This window comes from Kurthia populi (assembly GCF_042686175.1).
In the GTDB taxonomy this organism is placed as follows: domain Bacteria; phylum Bacillota; class Bacilli; order Bacillales_A; family Planococcaceae; genus Kurthia; species Kurthia populi.
The window spans coordinates 1-19683 of the sequence record NZ_JBHUOR010000108.1 but is presented as its reverse complement, the minus strand read 5'-3'; the positions used below and the strand labels follow the sequence as shown (position 1 = coordinate 19683).

Here is a 19683-nt window from a genome sequence, read left to right as displayed (position 1 = left end):
CCGTCATCTCCACACTTCCAATCTATATTGTCTAATATAGATTATCCGTTATTAGTGGGGAATTTTTAAACGGTATTATCGAGAATTTTAACAGCGATTATGACAATATCACCATCTATGTAATAATGCTGAATTGCTAAAGCTGGTAGCGTGCCCCAATCTGCTAAAATTTTTTCTACTTTCACTTCTTTATCTTTACTATTTCCCTTCATTCTTTCTACTTTAAAATAAACGTAAATCATGATTTTATTATCATGCCAAAAAGGAGAGCTAATCCAAATTAATTGGGCTTGCTCCCCTTTGTTAAAAGGCCAATGTTGTAGTTTAACTCGTTGTTCGCTCATCGTTCTTCACGTCCTGTTTCATCGCTATATAAGTTTCTAATATAGGTTTTATTTCATGAAAATGATGTGATTTAATTGCTGCAACTCTTTGCACTTGCCATAAAAGTATTGGCACGTTATTTTCCAATGATTCATCGATGATTTTATAGCAACGACGTAATTGAAAGTCCCGCACAGATTCTGTAATCTCCTGTAAGAGCTGCTTTGTTTGCTGAAGCTTATTTAAATGGCGCTCTAGATTTGCTAATATCCCTAGACGATTACCTATTATAGAGCGCGTTATTCGTATAGGCTTTTCTTCTGTTAACAGTTGGTTGTGTAATACTTTTATTTGCTTTACATATTGTTGATCCCGCTTTATCCAATCTACGGATTTTGTTGGCGTTTGTTTTTGCTGTTTTACTGGCAAATTTTCTGCCAGCCACGCATTATCATGGCGATAAATATAAATGTATTGCTTTTGAAATTGCCGTCTTAGCTGCGTACGTGAAAGATTGGGTAGCTGTTTCATTCCTTCTAGTAGCTCATGCTTGTACCACACTAATTGTTCATCAACAGTTTTTGAATCCTCGTACTTATTTAATTCGACATTTCCATTTAAATACCTTTTAATTGTTTTTGAATCAACACCCAATTCTCTCGCCATCGCTTGAATACTTAAATTTCCATTTGCGAATTCATTTAGCTTTTGTAGCCAAATCTCGCCAAAAGCTTTCACTCGTCCTATTTTAAAAATGTCTGTCGTATGTTTTCTTGCATAAATAAACCCACATGAACATGTAAATGTACCAATCAAATTTTTCTTTTTAAAATCCCTTGTTACGTCTACATTCTGAATGATGAACTGCTTGTAATGTGATGCAGCCTTATTTAAACAAGGAAATGGACCAGCTCCAAATGCCCCTTTATCAGTTGAGGTGATTACTAGGCTCTTTATATCCTGCTGTAAAAAATTCTGTAAAAATAAATGACGTAGCGGATGTATATGACGTTTACTGTTTCGTAACAACACCTTCAACCAATTATATTCATATACCTCGTTTAGTTCACTTTCATAACACTGTAAAAAGCCGTTCGGGAAATGTGAACTTACTGCTTGGTACAACTCTTTTTGTCGAACACGATTAGAGGCCGTTATGAAATTACGTTCTCTTAATAATACCCGGTACTTTGACGTAATGATTTCTCTTGAAAGTTCATGCAATGGTAACTGTAACAATTGATAAGCTTGTTTTGCTATTGCCACAGCTATTTCCTTATATGGCTCCACATCATAAATAGCTGTTAAATTCATATGCTTTAATTCAAAACGCACATACTGTATCCGACTATCCATTGTTATCGGATATTTACGTAGTGGCACTTCATGATGAGGGCAATAATTAATCCCTTGAAGCTGGTGCTCTCTATGAATGTACGGTTCTCCATATTGGGCATGATCTACTTTTGCACATTCCGCACAATAATATAAGCCATCTTTTTTACAAACACTACCGGCTACAATACCGAGCCTCGTATATAATGCCTGTCCACCTTTTAATACATCCTGTAAAATTTGCTGCTGCCGCGCTTTCGATAAAAACGAAGCATAGTATGGATAAATGGTATGGTTAGCTAAAAGTGATTCCACCGAGTAACGCGATCCTAGCTTTTCCGCCAAAACAGAAAAATAGCTACCAATCTCCACACTCGGTATCACACAACGACTGTCGAACAACTCTTCCAACGTATCTTTACAGTCAAGATTCCCACTATAAAAGTGGTAACGCGCAATGGCTGAATACAACAATTCATTTGGATATGGGTTTGTGAAGAAAGGTAGCATTTAATCACCTACTTGAAATTTTCCGACTCTTATTTCTTTTACATTTTTTCTAATATGCAATAATATAATTTCTCGTATTTTTCATCATTACCTATTAAAGGTTCTAAAATATTCTGCGCTTGCTCATAATAGTTTTTTGCTTCTTGGATATATTTTTCATTATTCTCAATATCATTTTTTTCAATATAACTTTCAGCAATATAGCATTTTACTAATGCGTTTGAATATTTATAATCTAAATTTCCATATATTTCAGATGCTTTAAAGTAATGTTCTATTTGAGTATTAAGAATACTAATATCTATATTGGAATTATCTCTATTTAACTTTGCATAGGTGGTACCAATAAGCCTATGAAGATCAGCTGTTCCCAATTTATAAGCTTTTCCTTCAAATAATTGTAACCCGTCATTGAGGGTATTCAATTCTCTTTCTGTAATATTAGCATTGCTCATAAGTTTATTATATGAATCATTCAGAACGTCAAAAAATTTATAATGATAATTATTATTTAAATTTAATATGCCTATACTATCGAGAGATTGAATCTTACATTTTAATTCATCGATAATTCTATATATTTTTTCATAATTAGAATCATCTATACTTTTCTCTAACTCTATTTCCTTTAAATAGGCTAGTGCTACTAAACTCTGTGGACTATTATTATTATGGGATAACCGAATCGCTCTTTCGAAACACTTAATTGCTTTTTTAAAATTAATTTCTTTATTCTCAAATTCAGCTAATCTCATTAGACCTCTTCCATAATTCAATTGAGTTCTCCCATGTTTAATAGGCAACTTTTGAAGTTCTTTGTGCTCTAATGATTTTTCAAAATAACTTAATGCCAACTTCAATGTTTTTATTTCTTGATTAATACTAAATAAATTATAATATGCATTTCCCAGATTATTTAATACAGTACAATATTGATATGAATTCGGTGATTTTTCTACAATTTCAAAAACTTCATTAAAACACTCCAAAGCTTTATCTGCGTATTCTTTTTCTCTTAATACATTTAATAATAGTACATAAGCATTTCCTAAATTATTCAAAGAAAGAATGTAATCATCCAAATCATTTTCTAACCTAACAACTTCAAGAGCTTCTTTATAAAATTTAGCGGACCGTAACAAGTAAGATTCCTCTGTTTTACTTACAGTACTTAATTTTTCAAAACATCTACCTAGATTATTGAATACCAACCATGCTAATTTCCTTGTTACTTTATCATGATGTACTATTTCCATTAATAAAATTATTGCTTCTCTTAAATTTGACTCGCTATGTTCATATTCAGCTGTATCAATATACGTAATTGCAATGTTATTTTTTGTAATTAAATATTCCATAGGGAAATCCTTAACATTACACAATGACAAAGATTTTATATGTGCTTCTCGTGATTTCCTCAAATTTATTACTGCATTACGAATGGATGCCAATTCGAAGTATGCTCCCCCTAATACGGAATAAAATTCAAAGTCCATTTCAGATTTCGATGAATTTTTAACTTCCTCTAAATTTTTAATAGCTTTTAATAGATAATTTTCTTTTGCTTCTGGAAACTTTTCAGCTAAATTCAAATGGCAATGAGCTATCCGATACCTTATATACTCTTTTAATTTATCATCATCGATTTGTGTAAGAGCTTTTAGATATTCTTCTTTCGCTTTTTCAAATTCGTTTTCCGCAAAATACTCGTCTGCAATGATAATTAATTTTCTTTCATTTTGTATTATTTTATCTAAAATTTCTTTTTCCTCTGACGATATCCTTAAAATAAATTCTTTTATTATTTTGTATTTTGACGATTTATCATTAAATTTAGATATCGATTTATGATTTTCATCAAATTCATGATAATCTAAGATATAATCCGGCTTAGCTGAAACACTATTTACCACTTTATCATTCATACCTAACATAACCATTTCTTTTAGATGGGGTAACTTCCTATTATTATTTAAATTATTCCATCTAGTAGATATCTCACTTAGCTCCTTGGAAAATAATTCTAATGAAAGAGTTTGATCAGAAAATATCCACTTTCCTAAGATACTAGGAACGAACGATGAGAACATTTTTATTAGACTACCTCCGGTAGCACCTTCGAATGGTACTGAAAGATAAATTGAACCTTTGAATTTTTTTACAAACTCTTTTTCTTTATCGAAAATATTCAAAATTAATTTTCTTGCAATAATACCTCCCTGACTATGAGAAATCAGAAAAATATGCTCCACATTTTTTAATTCATGAATAATTTCAGTCATAAGTAATCTAGATATTTCATCAATATTATATTGTTTTAGAACAATACCAGAGGGGTACTGAAATGAATAAATTTTAAAATCTTGAAGGTCCTCATCCTCACTGAATAACTCTGGTAAGGACTTCACACCTATCTCTTGCCAAGTTTTTAATGCATCTCCCCCTAACCCATGGATAAATATAATAGATTTAGTTGCACTTTTTTTATCTAATATTAAATTTAATTTAGCTTTCTTTTTCATATAAATCTCCTATTTTTTGTAACATATTATTTATAAAGTTCCTCTAAAACTCTTTTTATAAAATTATTCCTATAAAACATTTCGTGAGGATGAATTTTCTGTTCTATCGCATTTTCTCTGATTGCTAACAAAGGTAACAATTTCTTATAAGCATCCTTATAATTCTTCTTTTCTTTAGTAGTTTCGTTCAATTTAATTAAATTTTGTATTAATTGTGCTTTTAGATTATTTTTATCGACATCAATTGGTGCTTTTTCAACTACTTTTTTAGTTACTTTTAAAATTTCGCTTAAAGATAACGAATCAAATATACCTATAGCAGCTACTTCCACACTCAAACTTCCAATTATTTCTTGTTCCTGGTAAACGACTGTATTCTGTCGTTCCTTCATCGCAGCCTTAACCTTACCCTCATACTGCGTATTCCTCTTATGATTCATCATCAGCTCATCCAAATTAATCATAATATCCTCATACTTATACATCGCTGCAAAGTCATTATTACGAATCGCATTTAACATCGGCTGAATAATTTTCATATCCTTCTTCGCTGTCTGCTTCAAGACTTTCGATGTGATGATTTCATCTTCATTACTTTCATCAAATAATGCACGTTCCTGAGCCAATATAAAGAGATTTACAGCTACAGACGTTATGCCTTGGCATTCCTCGTAAAATGTTTTTTTAATGTCTTCTGTAAGCGAAGAGTGTATTTTTAAACATTGTAATTCCCATAATGTTTCTAAAAAAAACTCCCATTCCTCACTCTGCTCGTCCATCCGATCCCAAATAATTGCACCATCACTTGCCGCGCGTCTCGCTTGTCGGAAATTTCCTTTAAATAGTTGTTGTGCTTTTGATGTGCCAATTAAAACAGTTGGGATGCCAACAGTATTTGAAAGGGTTACAAAGAAATTAAGCATTTCCTCTTGATCATTTTTCGCATGTAGTAAGTGCTGTATTTCATCAATCACAAGTACACCAATACCGTACATGCTTGCTAATGAGGTCATGTGCAATAGCATTGTCGATGTAACGCGGTTTAAATATCCGAATTTCTCTAAATAGCGCGTCCCCAGTAAATCATCAATTGCTTTAAAAAAGCTCTTGCATAAAGTTGAAAGGCTACCGTCATACGGACAATCAATTTTGAGCCATACAATTTGCGTTTTATTAAAAGGCTGTTCTTCATACACTTGATGCTTAATGACTTGCGGATACATTAATAGCAAGCGCTCAATGGCTGTCGTTTTACCGATACCTGAAATGCCTATAATGGATAAGCTATCGGCTGTTGAGCGAATATGATTCAATCGCTTATCAATATACTTGTGCGCCTGTTCCTCATCTTCACGTAAATGATGTAACGCTCGGATTCGTTCAAGAAATGATTTATCTAACGGGTTACGTGCTAAATAGCCTCTGCGAATTAACGTTGATAAACGGCGCTCTACTTCAAAATGAATTGGTAATGGCTGAATAAAATTTTTCACTCGCTTTAGTACATGATAGCGAATATTCGTTTCGCTTTGCTTATCTTGCTCGCTAATTCGTGGTGTTACCATAAAACGGTCCAACACATCATCTTCACTAAAAATAGGAGGGAGCGCTTCGATGAATGGATTTTGAGCATATTCTGTCAGTTGTTGTGGCTTATAGTTTGCTGCTTCTACATCCCCTTTTAAAACGACATTATTCATCTTTTCCAAATTGCTCATCTCGCTTTCGTTTTAGTTTTTCCATTAAGCGTGAAGATGGTTTCTTTTCGAGTTGCTGTTCTACCTTTGTATGTGATTTAAAGTCAACAATTTCTGCTGTTTGCTCCACGACAATAGGTGACAAATCAAATTTTTCTTCTTCACGATTAGCGGCTTTTTCACTCGCTTTATTATCTCGAATAGCGTCAAGTTTTTCTTTTTTGCTTCTTGGTTGATGTCGTGCCTGTTTTTTCTTTTTCTCCGCCGCTTTAATAATTTGCTCCATCATCACATCTGCATTAATCGTTAGCTGTACTTGCTTCGCTCGTTCCTCTTCTTCTAGTTCATTTCTTAGTTGTTGCTGAAAAACAACATCTTCTAAAAAATCAAGTTTGTATTGCTGGCTTGGCTCTAGCAAAATACATGTTTCGTACCCCATTCCATTATTATTCGGGATATAAATTTTTTCTAAATGACGTGGATCATAAACAATATCAATACTTTTATTTTTCAACTTGGCATACCATTGTTCTTCAATTGCTCTTTTCGAACCATATAGTAAATTTTTAAATTTAATACCTGCTCGCGAAATCGTTGCTCTACCACGAGGTAATACATTTAACCGTAAAATATCTCGGTCTACTGTTCGAAGTCTCCCTTTACGATTTTGAATGCCCCAATTCCATAAGTTAATTGGCGTTGGCACAATACCATCTGTAATCATTTCTTTTTCCATCGGGTACTTATCAATGACTTTATGATTGTGCTGTAGAACGAGTGTGATAATGAGCGTTGTGAACTCTTTTAAATCTAGCGTAGCATCTAATCTGTAATCTCTATCGCCACGTTCTCTGTATTCTTTTTGAATAGCACCTGGAGCTTTTTGCTTCACTTTACCGTTAATCGTTCGGAATTTACATTCTACAATACCTTTTAAATCACCTCGATATGCTGTTGTATTTTCAATTTTAATATTTAAGTTATTAATGATTCCTTCTACTGCATAACCTTCAAATTCGCCTCGGTCTGCAATAATAATTTCGGGAAGATGATATGTCGGCCATTGTTCTTCTGTAATATCGATACCATACTGCTTACAAAATGCTACTTTTTCAGCAACCATGTTATCTAAAGCCATCATCGCTCCAAGCCATGAAGGTCCTTCTAAGCCCACATACACGCCTGTAATGATGCGTGAATACACATCAACAACCGCATAAACTACAGGCCTACCAATAATTCGATTTACGTCAAAAGAGCTCACTAAATAAATATCTGCAATCGTTGCATCAATTTGAAATCGAGTACCCGGTCCATTTGTTTCTATTTTTGAATTACTCAAAATCGGGCGATGCTTTAATTCATATTCTTTTGCACTTTTGCGGAACTCGATGTCCTTTTTGGGATCCTCTAACTTTTTAAACCAGTAATAGAATTGATGATACGACGGAATTCGATTAGACTCCCAAATACGGTATTGGATTTCCCCGTTTTCTTTATAACGGTCCGAATAAAAGTCACGCAAAATAAAACTGTAAACATCCCTTAACGAATAGTTATTTGCTTTGCGGTAGTATTTATTAATCGCATGCTCAAATTGCGTTTTGATTTCATCCGTAATGTTAATACCACTGCGATATTCTCCGTTAAGCGTTACTCTACGTGGACGTCCTATTTTTTCATCGCTTAGCTTTTTCGTTTTACCTCTCCCACCTGAATTTGCATAGTCAGGGAGCACCGCATTTTTGTTCATCCCACGCTGCCAATAACGGCTGAGTAATTTTTTTACCTTCGTTTTTCCTAAACCACTCTGCACTGAAATTTCTACAATTTTTGCTTCACGACCTTTCTTCTTCAAAAGCTCATTCATATTTGGGAGCAAATAGTTCTCAACCATTTCCCAATCTTCGTCACGTTTACTTTTTTGGACAGCTGTTAATTCACTATCTGGTATTGCTTTAGCAAAAGGATCTGCTACCATAAGCAACTGACCTTGGTTAAGCTCTAATTCTAAATGGGTATACAGCTCTTTTTTAGGCATAGCACTCGTTGTATCAATATTTACAATGTAGGCATATGATTCCTCGATTTCAATAATCCTAATGCGCTGTGAATCAGCTGTGTACTGTAGGACTTGGTTAATAAAAATCATCCGTACTTCACCTTCTTCAGCTTGCTTTCATCAATTGATTGAATAGCAATAGGTTGCTCTACGTTTAGTTGCTCTAACATATCAATACGAATTGTTTTCGTTGCGAGTAAATGATAAAACAACGTCATGCCACTGCCTAAAGGCATATGCATTTCCTTATCAAATTCACTCGTAATAGCTCTAATACTTTCATCATTCGTTAAAAGGCATTGTAATAATGCCATAGACAAGTCTTCAATATACTGAGCACTTAGACTTTGAAAAGCGTCATAATGCTCAAGATTATAATAATCATGAATGTAGCTAATGTTTCTCGCCATTTCTTTTGGGATTTCTAGCTCTGTTACAATGCCCCAATCGATTTGCTGTCTTTCCCAATACACGCGCTCAATCTCAAATTTCTCAATGACACGCTCCTTTAACAGCTCGTCTTTCATTTTGATCGTTCTAGCAAGTTCAACCAATCCTTCGCCTTTATCTACGGTTAATAAAAAATCCGTTGTCATTACAATAGGTTCATGCGTTTTTGGGTCTGTAGGATGTTTAATTCCCAACTCATCTGCAATGACAATTGTTTCTTCCAACGGTAGTAAAGGAAATTGTTCTCGAATATCAATAACAAAATCTGAATATTCTGTTAAATAAAAGTAGTTTCGTTCCAAATCAGATAAAAATTCATGCTGTCTATTTGTTTTAATGCCTTTTAAACGTGTAGAGCGACCTTTTGAAGCAACGTCTTGAATTTTAAGCCAAGGTTTATACTCCGATCCAACGCCAGAACCACGACCTTCTTTAATCCATTTTTCAACTTTAGATGTTCTTGCTCGTTTAGACATAAAAAACACCCCTTTAGACAAATATAATCTAAAGGGGTGTTTCATCGCAACTTTTTTACAATCATCGCGACTTTATTTTAAACATCGTATCTTTTTTATAAACATCGCAACTTTATTTCAAAACTACAAGTCATTCAAATCTTATCCACAGCCTACTCAACTGTTACTGATTTGGCTAAGTTACGAGGTTTATCAACGTCACAGTCACGGTATAGTGCTGCATAGTAGCTGATTAATTGTAATGGGATTACTGTAACAAGTGGTGTTAATAGCTCTTGTACAGCTGGCAATACCATTGAGTCGTCCGCTTCTTCCATACCTTCCATCGAAATGATGATTGGGTTTGCGCCACGTGCGACTACTTCTTTCATATTTCCGCGTACGTTTAAGCTCATTGCTTTTTGTGAAGCAAGTGCAAATACTGGTGTACCCTCTTCGATTAACGCGATTGTACCGTGTTTTAATTCACCGCCAGCAAAACCTTCCGCTTGAATATATGAAATTTCTTTTAGTTTAAGTGCGCCTTCCATACTTACACAGTAATCAATACCGCGTCCGATAAAGAATGCATTACGTGTTGTTGCAAGAACGGCATCCGCTACTTGTTGAATTTCTTCTTTTTTATCAATGATTGTTTGGATTGCATTTGCGGCTACGCCAAGCTCAGCTTTTAGATCAAAATCAATGTCTAAGCCTTTTGATTTACCTTCTACATATGCTGTGATTGCAAGAACAGCAACCTGTGCAACATACGCTTTTGTAGACGCTACCGCGATTTCAGGACCCGCATGCAGTAATAATGTGTAATCTGCTTCACGAGATAATGTAGAGCCTTGTACGTTTGTGATAGTTAATGCTTTGTAGCCTAACTCTTTCACTTTTACTAATACTTGGCGGCTATCTGCTGTTTCACCTGATTGTGAAATAAAGATGAATAAAGGCTTCTCAGAAAGTAGCGGCATATTGTAGCCAAACTCACTTGCGATATGCACCTCTACAGGAATTTTCGCCATTTTCTCAAAGTATTGTTTACCAACTAAACCGGCATGGTAGCTCGTACCTGCAGCGATAATATACAGACGATCCGCTTCGCTTAATGCAGTTTTAATGTCCGCATCAATTGTTAGCTCATCCTCAACTGTGTATGCTGAAACAATTTTACGAATAACACCAGGTTGCTCGTCAATTTCTTTTAGCATGTAATGAGGGTATGTGCCTTTTTCGATATCGCTCATATCTAATTGCGCTGTATACGGTGCACGTTCTACTTTTGTGCCATCTAATTTTTCAATTGATACACTTGCAGCTTTCACGATAACAACCTCTTCATCATGTAGCTCGACGAATTGATCTGTTACTTGTAGCATCGCCATTGCATCACTTGCGATCACATTAAATGTATCTCCAACACCAACTAATAATGGTGATTTATTTTTAGCTACATAGATGGTTTCTGCGTCCTGTTCGTCTAAAAGACCAAGGGCATAAGAACCGTGTAGTAATGATAATGTTTTACGGAATGCTTCATCTGTTGATAAGCCTTCATTTGCAAAATGCTCCACTAATTGGACGATTACTTCTGTATCCGTATCTGATTTCATCGTCACATTTTGTAAATATTCCTGTTGTAGTAAATGGTAGTTTTCGATAACTCCGTTGTGTACTAAAGTAAAACGACCTGATGCACTTTGGTGAGGATGCGCGTTTGATTGATTTGGCACCCCATGTGTAGCCCAGCGTGTATGACCGATACCAGCAGTTGCTTCTACTGATTCGTCTACTGCACCACGTAAGTTTGCAATACGGCCGACTTCTTTAAACACATGTACGCCTGCTTCGTTCATAACAGCGATACCTGCTGAGTCATAACCACGATACTCTAATTTTTCTAGACCTTTTAATAAAATTTCCTTGGCGTCTACTTGACCAATATATCCTACGATTCCACACATAATAAATTCCTCCGAATTGTCTGCAAATTTTTTGTCCATACGAAACTAGACCTTATCTAATGATAGGGTTCGGTTCATATAATGAATTTGCCTGATAACTTCTTTGTCCAACAAATTACTTCATTGTTTTAAAAGTCATCATCGATCGGGCAATACGACCGGGAGGCATCCGCCGAATGTTCGATACTCCTCCACCTCGTCTACTAAGGCTGTGTGGCTTTATTTCCTTAGTACTGGCGCTATAACTGTTTTTCCGATTTTACTGCAACCCAATCCTCCTTGGCAGTTTTAGAGATGTCTAACCTCTTTTCTAAATTGCATTACAATCATACTTAATCCCTTTTTAATAGTCAATCAGAAACTAATAATGAAAAGGGTTCCATCTGCATTTTTTCAAAAAACATGTCTTATTGTTGAACGTCTTAGTTGAAAAATAGTTTCTTTTTCCTACATTAAGAAATCCTAAGTATATTAAACTTAGGATTTCAACATCACATGGGAAACAAATTTTATTTTAATAACTTCACGATTTCTCGGTTAAATGCTGGAATATCATCTGGTGTGCGACTTGTGACAAGCTGATCCTTACACACCACTACTTCTTCATCCTTTACATTTGCCCCCGCATAAGCCATATCAACAAGAATCGATTTATATCCTGTTGCTGTACGTCCCTCTAATGACTTTGCATTAATTAATAACTGAGGACCGTGACAAATTGCGAATACAGGCTTTTGTGCATCCATAAAACCTTTCGCAAATGCAACAAAGCGGTCGTCTGCACGTAACTGATCGGGTGAGAAACCTCCTGGTATAAGTAACGCGTCAAAGTCCTCGACGGATACATCGTCAATGCCCTTATCGATTGTTACCTTTTCTCCGTGCTTCCCTTCAACTTGCTCGCCTGCTTTTTTCTCAATTTTCACTACTTCATGACCAGCGTCACGAATAGCTGCGGCAGGCTCCGTAAATTCAACATCTTCGAATAAATTCGTAATGACTGTTGCTACTTTTGCCAAATTGAACACCTCTTTAGTTAATTTGAGATTTAAAAACATCTCATTCTACTTTTAGTGTTCCCATCTGTCACCTTCTTAAACAGGAATGTTAAATTTAGCCATAATAAAAAGACGAGTGTTCCGTTATAACGGAACACTCGCCTTTTGGCTAACTTTTATTCAGCTAAGCCCATTTCTGCGCGTACTACATCAGCGATTGCTGTGCAGTATTCTTCGCAAGCTTCTTGTGTTGGTGCTTCCACCATGACACGTACTAATGGTTCTGTACCTGATGCACGTACTAATACGCGACCGTCGCCAGCCATTTGCTCTTCTACTGCTGCAATTTTCGCAGCAACAATTGCATTGTCGGTAACAGCATGTTTATCTGTTACACGAACATTGATTAATTTTTGAGGGAAAATTGTCATTTCCGCTGCAAGCTCAGATAATTTTTTACCTGTTGCTTTCATTGTATTTACAAGTTGTAAGCCGGTTAATAGACCATCACCTGTTGTATTGTAATCTAAGAACACGATGTGGCCTGATTGCTCGCCACCCATGTTGTAATCGTTTTTACGCATTTCTTCTACTACATAACGGTCGCCAACTTTTGTTTGAACACTCGCCATACCGCTTTCTTCAATTGCTTTGTAGAAGCCCATATTACTCATTACTGTTGAGACAACTGTATCTTTTTTCAGACGACCTTTTGCGTGTAAATACTTACCGCAAATGAACATGATTTGGTCACCATCGATGATTTGGCCATTTTCGTCTACTGCGATTAAACGGTCACCATCACCATCAAATGCTAAACCAAGGTCAGCGCCTTTTTCGACAACAAGCTCAGCTAACGCTTCAGGATGTGTAGAGCCGACACCATCATTGATATTTAAACCGTTTGGTGTAGCACCCATTGTTGATAAATCCGCTTCTAAATCTGCATATAAGTGAGCTGCTAATGAAGAAGTTGCACCATGTGCGCAGTCTAATGCGATATGAATGCCTTCAAAATCTTCATCTACTGTTTGTTTCAAGTATTGAATGTATTTTTGACCGCCTTCAAAATAGTCACTAACGCTACCAAGGTCTTTCCCAACTGGACGTGGTAATGTATCCTCATCTGCGTCTAATAATGCTTCAATTTCTGCTTCTTGATGATCTAATAATTTAAAGCCATCTGAGCCAAAGAATTTAATGCCATTATCTTCTACTGGGTTGTGTGATGCAGAAATCATAACCCCTGCATTCGCGCTTACTGCACGTGTTAAATAAGCAACCCCTGGTGTTGAGATAACGCCTAAACGCATTACTTCTGCTCCTACTGATAATAGACCTGCTACTAAAGCGCCTTCTAACATTTCCCCAGATACACGTGTATCACGGCCGATTAAAACTTTTGGACGATTTGTAGCTTCTTTCGTTAAAACGTATCCACCAATGCGACCTAATTTAAATGCTAATTCTGGTGTTAGTTCACTATTAGCGACGCCGCGGACGCCGTCTGTTCCGAAATATTTACCCATGTTTTTCTCTCCTTCAAAACTCATACATATCTCTATCATTCATTATGATTTTTTTGTAAATTTAACTTTTGCTGTTGTTTCAGATGCTTTTGCTTTAATTCCCTCAGGTGCCTCTACATGAATAGACATCGTTTTTGTACCTTCGGCAACATCTTCTACTTCCACACTTACATTAAAGTCAGCAGCAGAAAGTTTCTCTATTGCATCCTTTTCCCCTTCAATCGTTAATGTAACCGTTCCAGGGTTCGGACGTACAAAATCAATTGTATACGCATCTGGATCAAAATTTAATACGTTAATAGGTACATTTTTTAATGTTTTTTGTGTTGTTTGTACCGTATCTGTCTCCTCGGTTTGTTCATCATCATTATTTGATGATTCATCCTCGCCCGTCGCTGCTCCAGCTTCTGTATTAACAGAAACATTCACTTTAGCAGTTGACGCATACGTTACACCTGCAGGCAGCACCACATCTACTGCTTTTGTCGTTGATGCTGTAACATCTGACACATCCACATTTAATGTTAAATTCTCAATTGTTTCTACTTGCTGTTTCGGGCCATACAATGTAATCGTTGCCTGCTCCGGCTTCATCGATACAATATTAACGCCTTCTGCCGGTTCCCCTTTTTGTTTCACAACAAGTGGTACTGTTTTATTATACTCGCCCACGTCAACTGTGACATGAACCGTACGTGGTGAAAACGACACTTCCAGTGGATTCCAGCTTGCATCAAAAGCTTTCACACGAATATCACGTTCAAATGATTTTTCAATATCACTACCAGGTACAATCGCCTTCACATACGCAATGTCATTTACATCTTCTGCTGCACCCGTTACCGTTACCGTTTGCGGAGCTGCAGCTGAGGCAACTACATAGTGACCTGTTGCCAGTTGTTGCTGTGTAATCTGTGGTTCTACTTTTACTTGCTTAGATACGCGTTCTTGAATTTGAACAGTGACTGAACTTGGCTCAACTGTGTAATCCAATTTATCCGATAGTCCAGAAACGCGAACTTTTACTTTATGTGTGCCAATCGTTTTATTTTTCAAATCGATATAGGTCTCAAAATTTTTCGAGTTTTTCACCGGTAAAAGAATTCCGATTGGCCCTTTTAATTTAACAGATACCGTCTCTGGCTCACCCGCTACCACAAAATTACTATTGTCATAACGTACAGTAAGCGGCATTTCAAGCGTTTCTTCTTTTGTGCCTGATAGGGTATTTTGTGTTTTGTCATCACTTTCAGGTTTGACCGTGAAGAATAATAGAATGGCTAAAATAAGAGCTGTAATTCGCAATAACCACGGATTATCAATAAATTTATCCATTATTCTTCTTACCCCCTCTCCAGTTCCATTTCGGCGCTGTTTGATCTGTCATATCGCCGAACCACGCTCTACGAAGGCGCACTTCAAACTCTTCTAGGGATAGGTCGCGGTGGATGTCTCCATTCACCGTTAAACTAATACCGCCCGTTTCTTCTGATACGATAATTGTAATAGCATCTGTTACTTCACTAATACCAATCGCAGCACGATGACGTGTTCCAAGCTCCTTCGAAATAAAAGGATTCTCAGAAAGCGGTAAATAACATGCGGCAGCAGCAATTTTATTTTTCTTAACAATTACTGCACCATCATGTAGTGGCGTGTTCGGAATGAAAATATTAATCATCAATTCAGATGAAATTTCAGAGTTCATTTGAATCCCTGTTTCAATATAATCCGTTAAGCCCGTATCTTTCTCAATCGACACCAATGCACCAATACGACGTTTCGCCATATAGCCCACTGATTTTGTCATTGCCTGTACAAGGCGGTCTTGTTCTTGCTCCTCTTTCAGATTACTACTTCGAGAGAATAATTTGCCTCGACCAATTTGCTCAAGTGCTCGACGAATTTCCGGTTGGAAAATAATAATAATAGCTAAGAAACCGAAATCAATAATCTGCTTCGTAATCCAGCCGAGCGTATCGAGTCCGAGTAGCACAGTTGCGACGCGGATAATGAATATTACAAAGATACCCTTCAACAATTGCACTGCTTTTGTTCCGCGTATTAGAGTAAGACCTTTGTAAATCACATACCAAACGAGTAGAATATCCAAAATATTAAGGAACAATCTTACTACTTCATTGTCTGCGAGTTGACTAATTTCTTGTATAAAATTCATGTGGATCGATCCCCCACTTTTCTAGCAAGTGCATATGTGTCAAGTATAGCACATATCCTAAAAAAACCCTTCTGAGAACATAGAAAAACAGCTTAAGGTTACGAGTACACCCTAAGCTGTTTTATTAGTCTGCAGTACTAAATAGCTTTTTGACACCGTTTTTAATCGAATACCAAAGCCACTCAAACGATTCATTGATTTCCTCAACGTTTCCAGTGACATTTGCTGTAGAAGCCATATATTTACCGTTTACGACGGTAACATCGCCTTCCACATTACCTTCGACAACTAAATTGCCATTTTCTACAACTAAATCAGATTTAATTGTTTCACCAACTGGTACTGTGACCGTTTCTCCCTCTACGATGAGACCAGGAGCTTTTGTTACGGAAAATTGCTGTGAATTATTAAAGCTTGAAAATAAAGTCGCACTCATCAAAATCAAAAATACTGCAGCGGCTACGAGCATCGGATGTCTACGTAAGAAACGTTGTACCCCTTTTAATGCACGCGGTTTCATAGGAATTCGATGCATCACATTCGTTGTAAAGCCCGCAGGTACAGAAATTGCGGCAGCACTTTTTATAAATGCAACGACATTCGTTAATTCATTCATATGCTCTTTACATGTATCGCAACTTTTTAAATGTGTTCGTAATTCTTTTTCATGTTGTTGGCTAATATCGCCATCCAAATATTCATGCATATATTCAACTACATGCTCTGGACACTGCTTCATAGAAATGACCTCCTACAAATCCCCCAACTGCTTACGTAATGCTTCGCGTCCTCTATGAACACGTGTTTTCACTGTTCCTAAAGGAATGTCGAGAATATCACTAATTTCTTGCAGGGGTAACTCCTCAATATACTTTAAAATAATGACCGCACGATACTTATCCGGCAAGCGACTAATTTCATATTGAATGCGCTCTTGTAGCTCCATGCGTTCAAGTTCTTCCTCTGGTAACGGTTCATCCACAGCAAGCTGTGAATACATATCTAACCCTTCCGTCCCAGGTACTTCCGCGTCTAAATAATAATCCGGTTTTTTCTTACGAATACGGTCAATACATAGATTCGTTGCGATACGATATAGCCATGTAGAAAATTTTCGTTTTTGATCATACGTGTGCAGATGAATATAAGCTTTAATAAAAGCTTCCTGTGCCGCATCTTCTGCTTCTTCTTTATTGCCAAGCATGCGGTAGCATACTTGATGTAAGCTTTGTTGATAAAGGCTCACAATATCCGCGTATGCACTTTGATCACCTTTAAGTACTTGTTTAATTCTTTTGTTGATTAACGGATCCATTGTGATGTCCTTTCCACCTTCGCTTGTTTAATATACGGATAACTTTTTAAAAGGTTTCATTTTTTCATACAAGTTGCTCTCCCATTAATGAGCCAAGCAATGTAACTGCAACCTCAGCAGTTCGATTACGCTCATCCAAAATCGGATTCACTTCTACTAATTCAAGCGAGGTAATAAGATTTGAATCTTGTAGCATTTCCATCGCTAAATGACTCTCACGATATGATAATCCTCCTGGCACTGGTGTTCCTACTCCAGGCGTATACAATGGGTCAATACCATCTAAATCTAGAGACAAATGCACACCGTCCACATGCTGACCTTCTAAATGAATAATAGCTTCTTGCATCACCGCAGTCATCCCTAAACGATCCACATCATGCATCGTATACACTTGAATTCCATGCTCACGAATAAATTGCTTCTCACCTTCATCAATTGAACGTGCGCCAATCAATACGACATTCTCCGGCTTCACTTTCGGAAAATCTCCTTGAATAGCGGTTAATACCTTCGCACCATACCCCATTGCAACTGCTAATGGCATGCCATGAATATTTCCACTAGGTGATGTTTCCTCTGTATTCATATCTGCATGTGCATCATACCAAATAACGCCTAGGTTTTCATAGTTTTCAGCCAAACCTGCAAGTGTTCCAATAGCAATACTGTGATCACCACCTAGCACTACTGGAAACATTCCTTTTTTCACAATAGCATTTACTTCGCCCGCTAATCTTTTTGAAATGTCCACTACACCATCTACATTTTTTAATGTCGGATGAATTTGATTATGAAACTTCTTATCAATATGTAAATCGCCTAAATCTTCAACATGATGACCCAAATTTTCTAAGCGCTCAATCGCTCCAGCATAACGTAATGCACTTGGTCCCATATCTACCCCACGTCGGTTTTGTCCAAAATCTGAAGGTACACCAATAACTGCGATATTCAACGTTTTCATAATCAATTCCTCCTGTATGCGTTTTCATTATTATTATACAGAAAAAAATCCTCATATGATAAAAATTACCATACAAGGACTTATATTCTTTGAACACAATTATTTATTATACTTATCTTTCAAATCTGCTAGCTTTTCTTGTGCTTCACCTTTAGCTTTATCTAATTTACCTTCAGCTTGAAGTTTCGCATTATCTGTAGCATTCCCTACTTGATCTTTCACTTCACCTTTAGCTTTGTTAACGCCTGCTTTTAGTTTATCTGAGAACTCTGACATATAAATAAAACCCTCCTAAAAAAATTTAATTTATACAAACACAATATATGTATTCCCTTTATTTATTATTTAAAACAAAAAAACTTCCTCACATATGCGTGAAGAAGTTTGTTATGAGTCATGCAGGATTCGAACCAGCGACCCTCTGATTAAAAGTCAGATGCTCTACCAACTGAGCTAATGACTCATGGCTGGGGTACCAGGATTCGAACCTGGGCATGACGGAATCAAAATCCGTTGCCTTACCGCTTGGCTATACCCCAATATTAAGTTTGATTAAAATGGTGGAGGGGGGCAGATTCGAACTGCCGAACCCGAAGGAGCGGATTTACAGTCCGCCGCGTTTAGCCTCTTCGCTACCCCTCCAGATAAAAGTATTAAAATGGTGGAGGATGACGGGATCGAACCGCCGACCCCCTGCTTGTAAGGCAGGTGCTCTCCCAGCTGAGCTAATCCTCCATAATTAAAATGGTGACCCCTACGGGATTCGAACCCGTGTTACCGCCGTGAAAGGGCGGTGTCTTAACCGCTTGACCAAGGGGCCATTAAAATATTTAAGTCTTTATTAAGACATTTAATATAGTATCATATAATCATATATCACGCAACACGTTTTTTTATTTTTTTATAAAGTTAAGCTTCCAACCGGATTCGAACCGGTGACCTCTTCCTTACCATGGAAGTGCTCTACCTGCTGAGCTATGGAAGCACAGCTAAAAAAAGACAAAAAAATGGCTCCGTTGGCAGGACTCGAACCTGCGACCCTCTGATTAACAGTCAGATGCTGCTACCAACTGAGCTACAACGGAACAATACTATTTCAATATGTATTTAACTCTCTTAAATACATTTATAATTATAGCTAAAATACCTATAATAGGCAATAGTTTTTTATAAAAAATAAATGTTTTCTGAACATTTAATTATAGTAATATACATAAATATATATAGAAAATAAAAAAAGCACTGACTTCTGTCAGTGCTTTGGTGTGCCTAGCAACGTCCTACTCTCGCAGGGGGAAACCCCCAACTACCATCGGCGCTAAAGAGCTTAACTTCTGTGTTCGGCATGGGAACAGGTGTGACCTCTT

15 protein-coding genes, 7 tRNA genes and 1 rRNA gene are annotated in these 19683 nt (G+C 36.7%); all 23 read right to left on the bottom strand.

What is annotated here, in order from left to right; translation table 11 throughout:
• Positions 1-65: 65 nt before the first annotated feature.
• Positions 66-344: a hypothetical protein gene (locus tag ACFSY7_RS12355; RefSeq protein ID WP_380148049.1), complete on the bottom strand. Its 279-nt coding sequence runs from the start codon at positions 342-344 to the stop codon at positions 66-68.
• Positions 325-2169 (bottom strand): TnsD family transposase, encoded by a 1845-nt coding sequence (locus tag ACFSY7_RS12350; protein WP_380148048.1) that lies wholly within the window; start codon positions 2167-2169, stop codon positions 325-327. Before ACFSY7_RS12350 ends, ACFSY7_RS12355 begins: the two co-directional genes overlap by 20 nt.
• 38 nt (positions 2170-2207) lie before the next feature.
• Positions 2208-4691 (bottom strand): alpha/beta hydrolase, encoded by a 2484-nt coding sequence (locus tag ACFSY7_RS12345; protein WP_380148047.1) that lies wholly within the window; start codon positions 4689-4691, stop codon positions 2208-2210.
• A 26-nt stretch (positions 4692-4717) separates the two neighbouring features.
• Complete coding sequence (locus ACFSY7_RS12340; protein WP_380148046.1) at positions 4718-6391, bottom strand: ATP-binding protein; 1674 nt, start codon at positions 6389-6391, stop codon at positions 4718-4720.
• Positions 6384-8540: a Mu transposase C-terminal domain-containing protein gene (locus tag ACFSY7_RS12335; RefSeq protein WP_380148045.1), complete on the bottom strand. Its 2157-nt coding sequence runs from the start codon at positions 8538-8540 to the stop codon at positions 6384-6386. The genes ACFSY7_RS12340 and ACFSY7_RS12335 overlap by 8 nt, the downstream gene beginning before the upstream one ends.
• Positions 8537-9376, bottom strand: a complete 840-nt coding sequence (locus ACFSY7_RS12330) for a TnsA endonuclease N-terminal domain-containing protein (RefSeq protein WP_380148044.1) — start codon at positions 9374-9376, stop codon at positions 8537-8539. Before ACFSY7_RS12330 ends, ACFSY7_RS12335 begins: the two co-directional genes overlap by 4 nt.
• 152 nt (positions 9377-9528) lie before the next feature.
• Positions 9529-11328, bottom strand: coding sequence for a glutamine--fructose-6-phosphate transaminase (isomerizing) (gene glmS / locus ACFSY7_RS12325; RefSeq protein WP_139995636.1), 1800 nt, complete (start codon positions 11326-11328; stop codon positions 9529-9531).
• Between the two features lie 509 nt (positions 11329-11837).
• On the bottom strand, positions 11838-12347 hold the full coding sequence (locus tag ACFSY7_RS12320) for a type 1 glutamine amidotransferase domain-containing protein (RefSeq protein WP_380148043.1): 510 nt from the start codon (positions 12345-12347) through the stop codon (positions 11838-11840).
• 155 nt (positions 12348-12502) lie between these two features.
• Positions 12503-13855 (bottom strand): phosphoglucosamine mutase, encoded by a 1353-nt coding sequence (glmM, locus tag ACFSY7_RS12315; protein WP_126991510.1) that lies wholly within the window; start codon positions 13853-13855, stop codon positions 12503-12505.
• Between the two features lie 42 nt (positions 13856-13897).
• Complete coding sequence (locus ACFSY7_RS12310) at positions 13898-15190, bottom strand: CdaR family protein (RefSeq protein ID WP_139995632.1); 1293 nt, start codon at positions 15188-15190, stop codon at positions 13898-13900.
• Positions 15183-16034, bottom strand: a complete 852-nt coding sequence (gene cdaA / locus ACFSY7_RS12305; protein WP_126991511.1) for a diadenylate cyclase CdaA — start codon at positions 16032-16034, stop codon at positions 15183-15185. The genes ACFSY7_RS12310 and cdaA overlap by 8 nt, the downstream gene beginning before the upstream one ends.
• A 124-nt stretch (positions 16035-16158) precedes the next feature.
• Positions 16159-16773, bottom strand: a complete 615-nt coding sequence (locus ACFSY7_RS12300; protein ID WP_380148042.1) for a zf-HC2 domain-containing protein — start codon at positions 16771-16773, stop codon at positions 16159-16161.
• 12 nt (positions 16774-16785) lie between these two features.
• On the bottom strand, positions 16786-17349 hold the full coding sequence (gene sigW / locus ACFSY7_RS12295; protein ID WP_380148041.1) for an RNA polymerase sigma factor SigW: 564 nt from the start codon (positions 17347-17349) through the stop codon (positions 16786-16788).
• 64 nt (positions 17350-17413) lie between these two features.
• On the bottom strand, positions 17414-18316 hold the full coding sequence (gene rocF / locus ACFSY7_RS12290; RefSeq protein WP_139995628.1) for an arginase: 903 nt from the start codon (positions 18314-18316) through the stop codon (positions 17414-17416).
• 99 nt (positions 18317-18415) lie between these two features.
• Positions 18416-18592 carry a CsbD family protein gene (locus tag ACFSY7_RS12285; RefSeq protein ID WP_380148040.1) on the bottom strand — a complete coding sequence of 59 codons (177 nt, stop codon included), beginning with the start codon at positions 18590-18592 and terminating at the stop codon, positions 18416-18418.
• Positions 18593-18706: 114 nt separating this feature from the next.
• A tRNA-Lys gene (locus ACFSY7_RS12280) sits at positions 18707-18779 on the bottom strand.
• A gap of 1 nt (position 18780) precedes the next feature.
• Positions 18781-18855 (bottom strand) — tRNA-Gln (locus ACFSY7_RS12275).
• A gap of 19 nt (positions 18856-18874) precedes the next feature.
• Positions 18875-18958, bottom strand: a tRNA-Tyr gene (locus ACFSY7_RS12270).
• A gap of 17 nt (positions 18959-18975) precedes the next feature.
• Positions 18976-19051 (bottom strand) — tRNA-Val (locus ACFSY7_RS12265).
• 10 nt (positions 19052-19061) lie between these two features.
• Positions 19062-19136: transfer RNA gene (locus ACFSY7_RS12260), tRNA-Glu, on the bottom strand.
• Between the two features lie 92 nt (positions 19137-19228).
• A tRNA-Thr gene (locus ACFSY7_RS12255) sits at positions 19229-19301 on the bottom strand.
• Positions 19302-19324: 23 nt separating this feature from the next.
• A tRNA-Asn gene (locus ACFSY7_RS12250) sits at positions 19325-19401 on the bottom strand.
• Between the two features lie 182 nt (positions 19402-19583).
• Positions 19584-19683, bottom strand: a 5S ribosomal RNA gene (rrf, locus tag ACFSY7_RS12245); the annotation flags it as partial.